The sequence below is a fragment of the Burkholderia sp. CCA53 genome (assembly GCF_001685525.1).
Classification (GTDB): Bacteria; Pseudomonadota; Gammaproteobacteria; order Burkholderiales; family Burkholderiaceae; genus Burkholderia; species Burkholderia multivorans.
Window position 1 is genome coordinate 1,599,602 of sequence record NZ_BDDJ01000001.1, and the last position, 13,034, is coordinate 1,612,635.

15 protein-coding genes are annotated in these 13,034 nt (G+C 69.1%); 12 read left to right on the forward strand and 3 right to left on the reverse strand.

Going from position 1 to position 13,034, the window contains the following annotated elements; genetic code table 11:
- Position 1: 1 nt before the first annotated feature.
- From gspL to BCR55_RS07470, 3 genes are read left to right on the forward strand one after another with little or no spacing between them, the layout of a single operon-like run.
- The gene (gspL, locus tag BCR55_RS07460) at positions 2–1,408 is read left to right on the forward strand and encodes a type II secretion system protein GspL (RefSeq protein ID WP_065494396.1); all 1,407 of its coding nucleotides are present in this window, start codon (positions 2–4) and stop codon (positions 1,406–1,408) included.
- On the forward strand, positions 1,405–1,911 hold the full coding sequence (gene gspM / locus BCR55_RS07465) for a type II secretion system protein GspM (protein WP_006401703.1): 507 nt from the start codon (positions 1,405–1,407) through the stop codon (positions 1,909–1,911). The genes gspL and gspM overlap by 4 nt, the downstream gene beginning before the upstream one ends.
- Positions 1,912–1,942: 31 nt before the next feature.
- Positions 1,943–2,731, forward strand: coding sequence for a type II secretion system protein N (locus BCR55_RS07470; protein ID WP_065494397.1), 789 nt, complete (start codon positions 1,943–1,945; stop codon positions 2,729–2,731).
- A gap of 45 nt (positions 2,732–2,776) precedes the next feature.
- Here BCR55_RS07470 and BCR55_RS07475 read toward each other — a convergent pair whose 3' ends face one another.
- Together BCR55_RS07475 and BCR55_RS07480 are read right to left on the reverse strand one after the other, a co-directional pair.
- Complete coding sequence (locus BCR55_RS07475; RefSeq protein ID WP_065494398.1) at positions 2,777–4,351, reverse strand: efflux transporter outer membrane subunit; 1,575 nt, start codon at positions 4,349–4,351, stop codon at positions 2,777–2,779.
- A 195-nt stretch (positions 4,352–4,546) separates the two neighbouring features.
- On the reverse strand, positions 4,547–4,831 hold the full coding sequence (locus BCR55_RS07480) for a hypothetical protein (RefSeq protein ID WP_006407294.1): 285 nt from the start codon (positions 4,829–4,831) through the stop codon (positions 4,547–4,549).
- A gap of 164 nt (positions 4,832–4,995) precedes the next feature.
- Here BCR55_RS07480 and BCR55_RS07485 point away from each other — a divergent pair, with 164 nt between their 5' ends.
- Positions 4,996–5,484: a MarR family winged helix-turn-helix transcriptional regulator gene (locus tag BCR55_RS07485; RefSeq protein WP_006407293.1), complete on the forward strand. Its 489-nt coding sequence runs from the start codon at positions 4,996–4,998 to the stop codon at positions 5,482–5,484.
- Between the two features lie 160 nt (positions 5,485–5,644).
- Positions 5,645–7,207, forward strand: coding sequence for a DHA2 family efflux MFS transporter permease subunit (locus tag BCR55_RS07490; protein WP_006401709.1), 1,563 nt, complete (start codon positions 5,645–5,647; stop codon positions 7,205–7,207).
- Between the two features lie 88 nt (positions 7,208–7,295).
- On the opposite strand, the gene BCR55_RS07495 is transcribed toward BCR55_RS07490, so the two are convergent.
- Positions 7,296–8,222 (reverse strand): LysR family transcriptional regulator, encoded by a 927-nt coding sequence (locus BCR55_RS07495; protein ID WP_006401710.1) that lies wholly within the window; start codon positions 8,220–8,222, stop codon positions 7,296–7,298.
- A gap of 139 nt (positions 8,223–8,361) precedes the next feature.
- On the opposite strand from BCR55_RS07495, the gene BCR55_RS07500 reads away from it, so the two are divergent.
- The 7 genes from BCR55_RS07500 (at position 8,362) to fliP (ending at position 13,033) form a co-directional block, all read left to right on the forward strand.
- Entirely contained in the window at positions 8,362–8,808 is a 447-nt protein-coding gene (locus BCR55_RS07500; protein WP_006401711.1) for a CidA/LrgA family protein, read from the forward strand.
- A gap of 25 nt (positions 8,809–8,833) precedes the next feature.
- A complete protein-coding gene (locus tag BCR55_RS07505; RefSeq protein WP_006401712.1) occupies positions 8,834–9,556 on the forward strand; it encodes an LrgB family protein in 723 nt (240 codons plus the stop codon).
- A gap of 78 nt (positions 9,557–9,634) precedes the next feature.
- Entirely contained in the window at positions 9,635–10,165 is a 531-nt protein-coding gene (gene fliL, locus BCR55_RS07510) for a flagellar basal body-associated protein FliL (protein WP_045593759.1), read from the forward strand.
- A gap of 22 nt (positions 10,166–10,187) precedes the next feature.
- The gene (fliM, locus tag BCR55_RS07515; protein ID WP_006401714.1) at positions 10,188–11,186 is read left to right on the forward strand and encodes a flagellar motor switch protein FliM; all 999 of its coding nucleotides are present in this window, start codon (positions 10,188–10,190) and stop codon (positions 11,184–11,186) included.
- Positions 11,179–11,658: a flagellar motor switch protein FliN gene (fliN, locus tag BCR55_RS07520; RefSeq protein ID WP_006407291.1), complete on the forward strand. Its 480-nt coding sequence runs from the start codon at positions 11,179–11,181 to the stop codon at positions 11,656–11,658. The genes fliM and fliN overlap by 8 nt, the downstream gene beginning before the upstream one ends.
- Positions 11,655–12,230 (forward strand): flagellar biosynthetic protein FliO, encoded by a 576-nt coding sequence (gene fliO / locus BCR55_RS07525; RefSeq protein ID WP_045593756.1) that lies wholly within the window; start codon positions 11,655–11,657, stop codon positions 12,228–12,230. Before fliN ends, fliO begins: the two co-directional genes overlap by 4 nt.
- 41 nt (positions 12,231–12,271) lie before the next feature.
- Complete coding sequence (gene fliP, locus BCR55_RS07530; protein WP_006407289.1) at positions 12,272–13,033, forward strand: flagellar type III secretion system pore protein FliP; 762 nt, start codon at positions 12,272–12,274, stop codon at positions 13,031–13,033.
- The last annotated feature ends 1 nt before the right edge of the window (position 13,034 follow it).

The window sequence follows — 13,034 nt, forward strand, 5'->3', positions numbered from 1 at the left end:
CTTGAGCACGTTGATTGTTTCATTGCCGCCGCGCGAGCCTGCCGTGCCGTTGCAGGAATGGCAGTGGCCGGAGCTGCCGTTCATGCTCGTCGACAAGGCCGGCCACGTGCAGCGCGCGGGCCGCGCGGCGCTGTCGCTGCTGCCGCGCGCGAGCGCGACGGTGCTGATCGTCGCCGCGCGCGACGTGCTGCTGCTGGCCGCGAGCGTGCCGCCGCTCAAAGGGCCGAAGCTGCGCCAGGCGCTGCCGAACATCGTCGAGGATCAGCTGATCCAGGATCCGCTCGGCTGCCATATCGCGCTCGATCCGGTCGCGCTGCCGGACGGGCGCCGCGTGCTGGGCGTCGTCGATCGCGCATGGTTCCGCGCGATCTGCGACGCGTTCACGGCAGCCGGCCACCGGCAGCTGCGCGCGGTGCCCGCGACGCGCTGCCTGCCCGCGCCGCTCGCGGCCGCACCTGCACCGTCGGCCGCGCCGGCCGACGACGACGCGCCCGATATCGCCGCCGCGGCCGACGGCTTGCCGCTTGCTTCGCCGACCGGCACGCCGTTGGCCGCGCCGCTCGTGCGTCCGGCCGCGGTCGCCGCGGTGCTCGGTGTCGCGACGGCGGTCGAACCGGCGCTCGTCGAAGCGGGCGCGCAGCCGCTCGCCGCGAGCGCGCCGCGGCTCGAACTCGCGATCGCGCGCGGCGCGCTCGGCGAAGGCTTCGCGGCACCGGCCGCGCGCGCGCCCGGCACGCTCGCCGCGCTCGCCGGCGGCGGCGCGGTCGAGCTGTACGAGCTCGGCGAGCCCGGTGCGGAACCGCGCGTCGCGTCGTCCGGCCGCGCGGGCGGCGCTCCGCTGCTGCCCGGCGCGATGCCGCTGTCGTTCGACGCATTCGCGCGCCGGGCGCTCGCGGAGCGCTTCGACCTCTGCCAGTTTGAATTCGAGTCGCAGCCGTGGCGTTTCGACCGCGCGACGCTGAAGCGCCTGCGCCTGCCGATCGCGCTCGCGGCGGCGACGCTCGGCATCGCGGTGATCGGGATGAATCTGCATTGGTGGAAGCTGTCGCGCGAACGCGATGCACTGTCGGCGCAGATCACCGAAACGCTGCTGTCTGCCTTCCCGAAGACGACGACGGTGCTCGATCCGCCCGCGCAGATGCAGCGGCAGCTCGACCAGTTGCGCCTCGCGGCCGGCGAGCTGTCGCCGAACGACTTCCTCGCATTGTCGAGCGGACTCGCGCGTTCGATGGGTGCGCTGCCGCTGAACGGCATCGCGTCGCTCGACTATCACGACCGGCGGCTCGACGTCGGCTTCAAGCCGGAGGTCAAGGTCGATCCCGACTTCCCGCAACGCCTCGCGCGCAACGGGCTGGCCGGCGAAGTCGACAGCAACACGGGCAAATGGACGATCCGGAGCCGCTCATGAACACCGAACGACTGACTCAGGCGCTGACGCAGTTCTGGGGCGAGCGCACGCCGCGCGAAAAGACGCTGCTCGGCTGGGGCGGCGCCGTGCTGGCCGTCGCGATCGCCTATTCGGTGCTGTGGTCGCCCGCGCAGGAAGGCCGCGCGCGCATCGAACGCGAGCTGCCGACGATGCGCCGCGAACTCGCGCAGATGACCGCGCAGGCGAACGAAGCGAAGTCGCTGACGGCCGCCGCGCAGGGCGTCGCGCCGACGGGTCTCGCGCTGAAGGATGCGCTCGCCGCGTCGCTGTCCGATCACGGGCTGCCGGGCGCGCAGGTGCAGATCGTCGGCAACGGTGTGCAGATCCAGATGAAGAACGTGTCGTTCCCCGCGTGGACGCAGTGGCTCGACGACGTGCGCCGGCAACTGAAGGCGCAGGTCGGCGAGGCGCACGTAAGCGCGCTGAAGGAAGACGGCCAGGTCGACCTGACGGCCGTGATGCAGCCGTCGATGCCGAAATGAGGACAGCGGCAATGCAAGCGGCGGGCGCTCGATGAACCGATGGACGATGCGGCTCGTCGCCGTGCTGCCGTGGGTCGCGGTCGGCGCGCTCGCGACGGCAATCACGCTGATCGCGCTCGCGCCGGCCACGTGGATCGCGCCGCAGTTCGCGCGCGCGACCGGTGGTCATGTCAACCTCGTCGATCCGGCCGGCTCGCTGTGGCACGGTTCGGCCACGCTGATGCTCGCGCCCGGCGCGGACCAGAGCGCATCGACGCTGCTGCCGGGCCGCGTCGAATGGACGACGCGCTTCTGGCCGCTGCTGACCGGGCGCGTGCAGATGCGTCTGCGCCAGACCGATGCGATGCCGCAGCCCGTGACGCTCGACGCGACGTGGCGCGGCGCCGTGCTGTCGGCCGGCGCGATGGCGGTGCCCGCGTCGCTGCTCGCGGGGCTCGGCACGCCGTTCAATACGCTCGATCTGCAGGGCGACGTGCGGCTCGGCTGGACCGACTGGCGGCTGATCGGCCGCAATGCATTCGGCCAGCTGACGGTGACGATCGACGGGATGAGTTCGCGCGTGTCGCGCGTGAAGCCGCTCGGCTCGTACCGCGCGGTGCTGCAGGCGAAAGGCACGGGCGCCGATCTCGATCTGACGACGACGCAGGGCCCGCTGTTTCTCGACGGGCACGGTACGTTCGGGCCCGGCAGCGGCGCGTTTCGCGGCACCGCGCACGCGGCGCCCGAACAGCAGGCGAACCTTGCGGGCCTGCTGAACCTGCTCGGCCGCCCGATCGGCAACGGCCAGGTGTCGTTGATCTACGGCGGCGCGATGCGCTGAGCGAGCGCCGCACGCGGTGCGGCGCGGCCTGCCGATTGCGGTGACTTATTGGCGCGCGAGCATGCCGGTCGCGGGCACGGCCGACACGGCCGACGCAGCGGCTGCACCGGATGCCGGCACGGCCGGCGGCGCCGCCATGTCGCCCGTCTCGCGCGCGATATCCGACACGTTCCAGCCGCCGCCGAGCGCCTTCACGAGTGCGACCGACGACACCATCCGCTGCCCGGTGATCGTCGCGAGCTTCTGGCGCGCGGTGAAGGCCGTAGTCTGCGCGGTCAGCACGTTCAGATATGCGACGGTGCCGGCCTTGTACTGGTTCGTGACGATCGCGAGCGCATGCTCGGCGCTCTCGACCGCCTGTCGCTGCACGTCGATTTCCTGCGCGAGAATCCGCTGCGACGCGAGGTTGTCCTCGACGTCCTGGAACGCGCTCAGCACCGCGAGCCGGTATGCGGCGACGTCCTGATCGTAGGTCGCGCGCGCAGCCTGCGTTTGCGCGGCGCGCAGCCCCGCGTCGAACAGCGTCGCCGCGAGCTGCGGGCCGACGGTCCAGAAACGCGCCGGCAGCGTGAACAGCTGCGACCAGACCGAGCTTTCGAAACCGCCGCTCGCCGACAGCGTGAGCGTCGGGAAGAACGCGGAGATCGCGACGCCGATCTGCTCGTTCGCGGCCGCCGCGCGGCGTTCGGCCGCCGCGATGTCGGGCCGGCGTTCGAGCAGCGTGGAGGGCACGTCGACCGGCGTGACGGGCGGCTCGGCCGCGAGCGGCATCGGCGGCAGCGAGAACGTCGACGCGGGCTCGCCGATCAGCGTCGCGATCGCATGCTCGTACTGCGCGCGCGCGACGCCGTTGTCGATCGCGGCGGCCTGCGCGCTTTGCAGCTGCGTCTGCGCCTGGATCACGTCCGCGCGCGCGGCGACGCCCTGCGCATACTGGTTTTGCGTGAGCTGCAGCGATTGCCGGTACGACTGCACGGTTTCGTCGAGCAGCTTCTGCAGCGCATCGGACGTGCGCAGCTGGAAGTAGGTCTGCGCGAGCAGCGCCTGCTGCGACAGCCGCGCATTCGCGAGATCGGCCGCGGCCGCCGCTTCGCCGGCGCGCTGTGCGCTGACGGTGCGGCTCACCTTGCCCCACAGATCGGGTTCCCAGCTCGCATCGAGGCCGACGCTGTAGCTGTTGTTGATCGATCCCGACGTGCTGCTGCCGAACGACGACGAGGTGCCCGACGAGAACGACGAGCGCGGCGTGCGCGCGCGCGAGCCGGACGCGCTCAGGCCGACGGTCGGGAAATACGCAGCGCGCGCCTCGCTGACGAGCGCGCGCGCCTGACGGTAGGCGGCCGCCGATTGCGCGATCGTCTGGTTCGACGCGTTCAGCTTGTCGATCAGCGCGTTCAGCTGCGGATCGTCGTAGACGGTCCACCACGGGCCGCGATCGGCTCGGTCGGCAGGCTGTGCGACTTTCCAGCCGGCTGGCGCTTCCTTGAACGCGGCCGGAATCGACGTATCGGGGCGGTGGTAATCGGGCCCGACGGCGCAGCCGGCGAGCAGCACGGCCGTCGCGACGGCGACGGCGGCGCTCAGCGGGCGGAGGGCGCGCGGGAGTGGGGCGTACGGCATCGTATTTTTCCTGTCTGGGCGCAACGGGCCGCGAGCGGCGCCGCGCGGTGCGGACGTCATGCCGCTGGCGGACAAATGGTAACTGACGGCGGGGAGCCTGCGCAGCCGTTAGGGTACGGTGCGCGACGACAGGAATGTGTTACCGGCGCGGGCGACCGGTTTACCGGCCATTACGGATCGCTTGCGGGACCGGCGTCAGCGGCGCACTGGCAGCGGCTGGGCGGCGAGCCGCCATGACGGCGGCTCCGTTGCCGCGCGCCCGGGCGTGCGGCGCGATGCGCCCTTCGCGTTGCGCTGCCGCCGATGATCGAACCATGCGAACCCGAGCGCCGCGAGCGAGCCGCCCGGCAAGACCAGCATCGCTACGTACAGTGCGATCTTCCAGCCGCGGTGCGGCCCGGAGAACACGTGATGAGCGGTATCGGTCAGGGTGCGGCGCAGCGCGCCGGCGGCATTTTTCAGGAACAGCATCGCGAACATCCTCGGGGTGCCCGGCAAAGCGGGCGGATCGGTCAGAACATAGTCTCCGGCAGTGCAACATGCACGTCGTAACTGGTTGCCTGAAATAATATTGACTATGCAAGCAATTTTCAAGATACTGGGCGCGTTTTGACCTGAAACGCACTCTTGCTGCGCGCGAACGCATGGCTGGCGGCCTCTACGATCCCGACTCCATCGAGCTGGAAACCAGTCTCGGCTACTACCTGACGAAGGCGCGTCAGGTGTTGTTCGAGCGGATGGATCGTGCGCTCGAGCCGTTCGATCTCACCGCGCAGCAGATCGGCGTGATCCTGCTGCTGTCGCGCGGCTATGCGCGCACGCCGTTCGAGCTGTCGCGCAAGATGGCGTACGACAGCGGCTCGATGACGCGCATGCTCGATCGCCTCGAGCGCAAGGGACTCGTCGCGCGTTCGCGCAGCGAGCAGGACCGCCGCATGATCGAGCTGGCGCTGACCGAGCGCGGCGCCGACGCCGCGCGCGCACTGCCCTCGCTGATCGCGACCGCGCTGAACGCGCAGCTCGCCGGCTTTTCCACCGACGAACTCGCGACGCTGACCGGGCTGCTGCAGCGCTTCATCGAGAACGGGCCCGGCCCGGCCGGCTGTCCGAAACCCGACGACGGGCACGACTGACGCGGAGGGTCGCTTGCGCTCGATTGTTCCGATTAAACGTTCGCTTATTTCTCTGTCTGGGCAGAAGATGACGCGACATATGCCCGTCTTCCGCCGCCTGCCGCTCCGCCCCGCCGCGCGTTGCTGCGCTGCGGGCGCGAGCCGATCCTAGGAGATTCCGATGTCCGCCACCACGGCATCCGCCGCGTCCCCTGCCGCCGAACCGGCGCCGCTGTCCGGCGGCGCCCTCGCGCTGCTCACCGTCGGGCTCGCGCTCGGCACGTTCATGGAAGTGCTCGACACGTCGATCGCGAACGTCGCGGTGCCGACGATTTCGGGCAGCCTCGGCGTCGCGACCAGCGAAGGGACGTGGGTGATTTCGTCGTACTCGGTCGCGTCCGCGATCGCGGTGCCGCTGACGGGCTGGCTCGCACGGCGCGTGGGCGAAGTGCGGCTGTTCACGCTGTCGGTGCTCGCGTTCACGATCGCGTCGGCGCTCTGCGGCCTCGCGTCGAACTTCGAGACGCTGATTGCGTTCCGGCTGCTGCAGGGCCTCGTGTCGGGGCCGATGGTGCCACTGTCGCAGACGATCCTGATGCGCAGCTATCCGCCCGCGAAGCGCGGGCTCGCGCTCGGCTTATGGGCGATGACGGTGATCGTCGCGCCGATCTTCGGCCCGCTGCTCGGCGGCTGGATCAGCGACAACTACACATGGCCGTGGATCTTCTACATCAACCTGCCGATCGGGATCTTCTCCGCGACCTGCGCGTTCTTCCTGCTGCGCGGCCGCGAGACCAAGACGACGAAACAGCGGATCGACGCGGTCGGCCTCGCGCTGCTCGTGATCGGCGTGTCGTGCCTGCAGATGATGCTCGACCTCGGCAAGGACCGCGACTGGTTCAGTTCGTCGTTCATCGTCGCGCTGGCGCTGATCGCGGTCGTGTCGCTCGCGTTCATGCTCGTCTGGGAAGCGACCGAGAAGGAGCCGGTGGTCGACCTCACGCTGTTCAAGGATCGCAACTTCGCGCTCGGCGCGCTGATCATCTCGTTCGGCTTCATGGCGTTCTTCGGCTCGGTCGTGATCTTCCCGCTGTGGCTGCAGACCGTGATGGGCTACACGGCCGGCAAGGCCGGCCTCGCGACCGCGCCGGTCGGGCTGCTCGCGCTCGTGCTGTCGCCGCTGATCGGCCGCAACATGCACCGGCTCGACCTGCGGATGGTCGCCAGCTTCGCCTTCATCGTGTTCGCGATCGTATCGGTATGGAACTCGACGTTTACGCTCGACGTGCCGTTCAACCACGTGATCCTGCCGCGGCTCGTGCAAGGGATCGGCGTCGCGTGCTTCTTCGTGCCGATGACGACGATCACGCTCTCGAGCATCCCCGACGAGCGGCTCGCGAGCGCCTCGGGCCTGTCGAACTTCCTGCGTACGCTGTCGGGCGCGATCGGCACCGCGGTCAGCTCGACGTTCTGGGAGAACGACGCGATCTACCACCACGCGCGGCTCGCCGAATCGGTGAGCGTCTATGCGCAGAACACGACCGACTATCAGGGCGCGCTGGCGCAGCTCGGCGTCGTCGGCCAGACCGCGAATGCGCAACTGAACCAGATCGTCACGCAGCAGGGCTTCATGATGGCGACCAACGACTTCTTCCACCTGTCGGCGATCGTGTTCGTCGCGCTCGCGGCGCTCGTGTGGATCACGAAGCCGAAGAAGGGCGCGGGGCCGGCGATGGGGCATTGACGGTCCATCGCCCGCGGGACGTGTCCCGTGTCGTCCGGACGGTGGCGTCGCTTCGGCCAAAGTCGGTTCGAATCCAAATCGAACCGCGTCACTCCCTCGCCCGCAAGCCGCCGAACGCCAGATCGTCGCCCGGCGCGATCGGCAGCGTCGCGCGCGCGACCTCGAGCCACGCGCGCGCCGCGTGCGACAGATAGCCCTTCTTCACCCAGCCGAGCGCGATCGCCCACGTGATCTCCGGTTCGACGATCGGCCGGCACGTGAACTGCCCCGCATCGAGCCGCCGGCAGTACGGCTCCGGCAGCAGCGCGATGCCGACGCCCGCATGCACGAGCGCGGCCATGAAATCCCAGTGCCCGCTGCGGCTCACGATCGACGGCGTGAAGCCGACCTGCCGGCAGGCGTCGAGCACCGCGTCGTGCAGCGCAAGGCTTTCCGCATAGAAGACGAACGATTCGCGCGCGAGATCCGCGAGCGGCACGGCCGCGTGGTCCTCCCAGCGCGATTCGCGCGGTGCGACGAGCCAGAGCGGCGCGCGCACCATCGGCAGCCGCTCGAACGTGGCCGGATCGACCGGCTCGAGCAGCCCGCCGAGCTCCAGCTCGCCCGACATCAGCGCGGCCTCGATCATCCGGGCGCCCTGCTCGAACAGCTTCAGCTCGATGTTCGGATAGCGCTGTTTGTACGCGGCGATGATCGGCGTGAACAGCGACCCGCCGAGCGGCGGAATGCCGATCGTCAGCTCGCCGCGGCCGAGCGTGCCGAGGTCGTTCAGTTCCGACTGCAGTTGCGCCTGCGCGGCGAGCACGTCCTGCCCGCGCTGGAACACGATCCGCCCCGCGTCCGTCAGCACCATCTGCCGGCCGTCGCGCAGCAGCAGCGGCGAGCCGATCTCGTCCTCGAGCGCCTTCACCATCTTGCTGATGGTCGGCTGCGTGACGAACAGCTTGTCGGCGGCCGCGGTGAAGCTCTGTTGGCGGACGACCTCGATGAAGTACCGCAGCGCGCGCAATTCCATCGGCGACTCCCCAAAATGGTGCAAATGAACGAATTAATTCCGAATCGGAATGATAAGAATAGAGACAAGTCATTTTATTTATGGATGAGGGAATCCTATACTTGCGACATCCTAGAAATTTCTGTATGTGAGCCCAGCCATGAATCGACCGACCGCCGTTCCCGCCCGTCCCGCCGGTGCCGCGCATGCCGGACGCATCGCACTGCAGGCCGCCGCGCTCGGCGTGCTGTGGCTGGCGGTCGATTGGGCCGTGCGCGCGGTCGGGCTGCCGGTACCGTCCGGCGTGATCGGCCTCGCGGTGCTGCTCGTGCTGCTGTTCTCCGGCCGCGTCGCACCGACGTGGGTGAAGGACGGCGCGAACTGGCTGCTGTCCGACATGCTGCTGTTCTTCGTGCCGGCCGCCGTCGCGGCGGTCCAGTACGGCGGCCTGTTCCGCGAGGACGGCTGGCGGCTCGCGCTGGTCGTCGTCGCGGGCACCGCGTTCGTGATGGTCGCGGTGGCCGTGGCGGTCGATCTCGCCGCACGGCTCGAACGCCGCTTCGTCGTGCAGCGCGTGTACGCCGAACGCCGCCGCGCACGCGCGTAACGCCCTCAGCGAACCGGAGCCCGTCATGTTTGCCGCGTTGTCGAACCTGCCCGCCGATCGCGTGAACGCCGCGATCTCGTTCGGCTGCTTCGTGCTGACCGTCGCGCTGTATTTCGCGTCGAAGCGGCTCTACGCGTACAAGAAGACGCTGCTGTTCTCGCCGCTCGTGTTCGTGCCGGGTGTGCTGGTGCTGCTCGTGCTGCTGACCGGCATTCCGTATTCGGTGTATTTCCGCGACACGCGCTGGCTGATGTGGCTGCTCGGCCCCGCGACGATCGCGTTCGCGGTGCCGATCTACGACTATCGCGACCTGATCCGCCGGCACTGGCTGTCGCTGTCGGTGGGCGTCGCGGTCGGGATCGGCGCGGGCGTATGCGGCTCGCTGCTGCTCGCGAAGCTGCTGCACCTGTCGCCGGAGCTGCAGCGCTCGCTGATGACGCGCTCGGTGTCGACACCGTTCGCGCTCGCGGTGTCCGACAAGATCCACGCGCCGAAGGACCTGACCGCGCTGTTCGTGATCGCGACCGGCATCTGCGGGATGCTGCTCGGCGAGATCGTGCTCGCGCTCGTGCCGATGCGCACGCGGCTCGCGCGCGGCGCGCTGTTCGGTGCGGCCGCGCACGGCGTCGGCACCGCGAAGGCGCGCGAGATCGGCAGCGAGGAAGGTGTCGTGTCGAGCCTCACGATGATGATCGCGGGCGTCGCGATGGTGCTGATCGCGCCGCTGCTGTCGCGGCTGCCGATCTGACGCGCGCCGACAATCGGCTGAGATAGCCGCAAATCCCCCCTCTTTTCCGCCCATCGGGCGCGGCCCGGATGCCGAACAATGCATGCTACGAGTCATCACGCACGCATTCACATGGCCTCCACGACCGCAAATCCGCCCGCCGACAAACCGGCTTCGTCCGGCAAGTTCAAGCGCATCGCGCTGATCGCCGTCATCGCGCTCGGCGCGGCCGCGGCTGCCGCGGCCGGCATGTACGTGTTCATGGGCCGGCAGGGCGCGACCCACGCGAGCGCCGAGCCGGCGCCGCTTGCCGCGCCCGTGTTCTTCCCGCTCGATCCGCTGACCGTGAACCTGCAGTCCGACGACGGCGTCCAGCATTACCTGCGCGTCGGGCTGTCGCTCAAGCTCACCGACCCGAAGGCGCAGGAGCAGCTGACCGCCCGGATGCCGGAGATCCGCAGCCGCGTACTGCTCGCGCTGTCGAACAAGCATCCCGAGGACATCGCGACGCCCGACGGCAAGCAGGCGCTCGCGCAGCAGCTGCGCAACCTGATCGAGGAGCCGACGCAGCCGGGCAACCAGCGCACGAAGGTCGACGACGTGCTGTTTACCGAATTCGTCGTCCAGTAACGCGGCCGCGAAAGGAGCGCGCATGGGCCACGAAGAATTCATGTCGCAGGAGGAGGTCGATGCCCTCCTCAAAGGCGTCACGGGCGAATCCGACACGGTCGACGAAGAGCGCGACACGGCGGGCGTGCGCCCGTACAACATCGCGACGCAGGAGCGGATCGTCCGCGGCCGGATGCCCGGCCTCGAGATCATCAACGACCGTTTCGCGCGCCTGCTGCGGATCGGCATCTTCAACTTCATGCGGCGCACGGCGGAAATCTCCGTCAGCCAGGTGAAGGTGCAGAAGTACAGCGAATTCACGCGCAACCTGCCGATCCCGACGAACCTGAACCTCGTGCACGTGAAGCCGCTGCGCGGCACGTCGCTGTTCGTGTTCGATCCGAACCTCGTGTTCTTCGTCGTCGATAACCTGTTCGGCGGCGACGGGCGCTTTCATACGCGCGTCGAGGGGCGCGACTTCACCGCGACCGAGCAGCGCATCATCGGCAAGCTGCTGAACCTCGTGTTCGAGCACTACACGGTCGCGTGGAAGAGCGTGCGGCCGCTGCAGTTCGAATTCGTCCGCTCGGAAATGCACACGCAGTTCGCGAACGTCGCGACGCCGAACGAGATCGTGATCGTCACGCAGTTCTCGATCGAGTTCGGGCCGACCGGCGGCACGCTGCACATCTGCATGCCCTATTCGATGATCGAGCCGATCCGCGACGTGCTGAGCTCGCCGATCCAGGGCGAGGCGCTCGAAGTCGACCGCCGCTGGGTACGCGTGCTGTCGCAGCAGGTGCAGGCCGCCGAAGTCGAGCTGACCGCGGATCTCGCCGAGATCCCGACGACCTTCGAGAAGATCCTGAACCTGCGCGCGGGCGACGTGCTGCCGCTCGACATCGCGGACACGATCACCGCGAAGGTCGACGGCGTGCCGGTGATGGAATGCGGCTACGGGATTTTCAATGGCCAATATGCGCTGCGCGTGCAGAAGATGATCAGCGCGAGCGACACGATGAAGGAAGGTGGATATGACTGAGCTGAACCCGACGCCGGAACTCGACCCGCAGGCGCTCGCCGATGCCGCGCTGGCGGACTCCGCGGGCGCGCAGCAGGCGGCCGACGCCGATCCGGCAATGGACGACTGGGCCGCGGCGCTCGCCGAGCAGAACCAGCAGCCGGTACAGGCCGGCGCCACGGGCGCGGGCGTGTTCCAGCCGCTGTCGAAGGCCGCGGCCAGCTCGACGCACAACGACATCGAGATGATTCTCGATATCCCGGTCAAGATGACCGTGGAGCTCGGCCGCACCAAGATCGCGATCCGCAACCTGCTGCAGCTCGCGCAGGGCTCGGTCGTCGAGCTCGACGGGCTCGCCGGCGAGCCGATGGACGTGCTCGTGAACGGCTGCCTGATCGCGCAGGGCGAGGTCGTCGTCGTCAACGACAAGTTCGGGATCCGGCTGACCGACATCATCACGCCGTCCGAACGCATCCGGAAGCTGAATCGATGAGCGTCGCGCCGTCCGGCCGCCGCGCTGCGTTCGCGGCCGCGGCCGCCTGTGCGGCGTCGGCCGTCGGCATGCCTGCGTGCGGCGCCGATCTGAACGCCGTCAATCACGCGGGCGCGATCGCGTCGAGCGTGGTGGTCGGTTCGGCCGCGCCGTCGCTCGGCGTCGGCGCGGTGCTGCAGACGCTCGTCGGGCTCGCGGTCGTGATCGGCCTCGTGTTCGGCTGCGCCTGGCTCGCGCGCCGCTTCGGCTTCCAGCCGGCACGGCGCGGCGGCCCGCTGAAGGTCGTATCGAGCGTCGCGGTCGGCGCGAAGGAAAGCGCGACGATCGTCGAGATCGGCGATACGTGGCTCGTGCTCGGCGTCGCGCCGGGCAACGTGCGGCTGCTGCATACGCTGCCGGCCGGCTCCGTGGCGGCCGTGCCGGTGGACGCCCCCGCCGGCGTCGCGCCGTCCGGACGCGCTGCGCCCGGCAGCGGCGAGCTGTCCGTCAACGGCGCATCGTTCGGTGCGCGCTTTCGTGACGCGCTCGCCGGCGAAGCCGCGAAGCGCCTCGGCCGCGGCAAGGAGCGCTGACATGCGCGCGTGCCGTCGCTGTTCCCTCTTTCTGTAATCCGATGAACCACGTCTTCCTGCGCCGCGCCGCGCGCATCGCGCCTGCGCTGCTTCTCGGCCTCGCCCCCGCGCTTGCGTGCGCGCAGGCGGCCGGCCTGCCCGCGTTCAACGCGAGCCCGGGCCCGAACGGCGGCACGACCTATTCGCTGAGCGTGCAGACGATGCTGCTGCTCACGATGCTGTCGTTCCTGCCGGCGATGGTGCTGATGATGACGAGCTTCACGCGAATCATCATCGTGCTGTCGCTGCTGCGCCAGGCGCTCGGCACCGCGACGACGCCGCCGAACCAGGTGCTCGTCGGCCTCGCGCTGTTCCTCACGTTCTTCGTGATGTCGCCGGTGCTCGACCGCGCGTACACCGACGGCTACAAACCGTTCTCGGACGGCACGCTGCCGATGGAACAGGCCGTGCAGCGCGGCGTCGCGCCGTTCAAGGGCTTCATGCTGAAGCAGACCCGCGAGACCGATCTCGCGCTGTTCGCGAAGATCTCGAAGGCCGCGCCGATGCAGGGCCCCGAGGACGTGCCGCTGTCGCTGCTGGTGCCCGCGTTCGTGACGAGCGAGCTGAAGACGGGCTTCCAGATCGGCTTCACGATCTTCATCCCGTTCCTGATCATCGACATGGTCGTCGCGAGCGTGCTGATGTCGATGGGGATGATGATGGTGTCGCCGTCGACCGTGTCGCTGCCGTTCAAGCTGATGCTGTTCGTGCTGGTCGACGGCTGGCAGCTGCTGATCGGCTCGCTCGCGCAGAGCTTCACGTAAG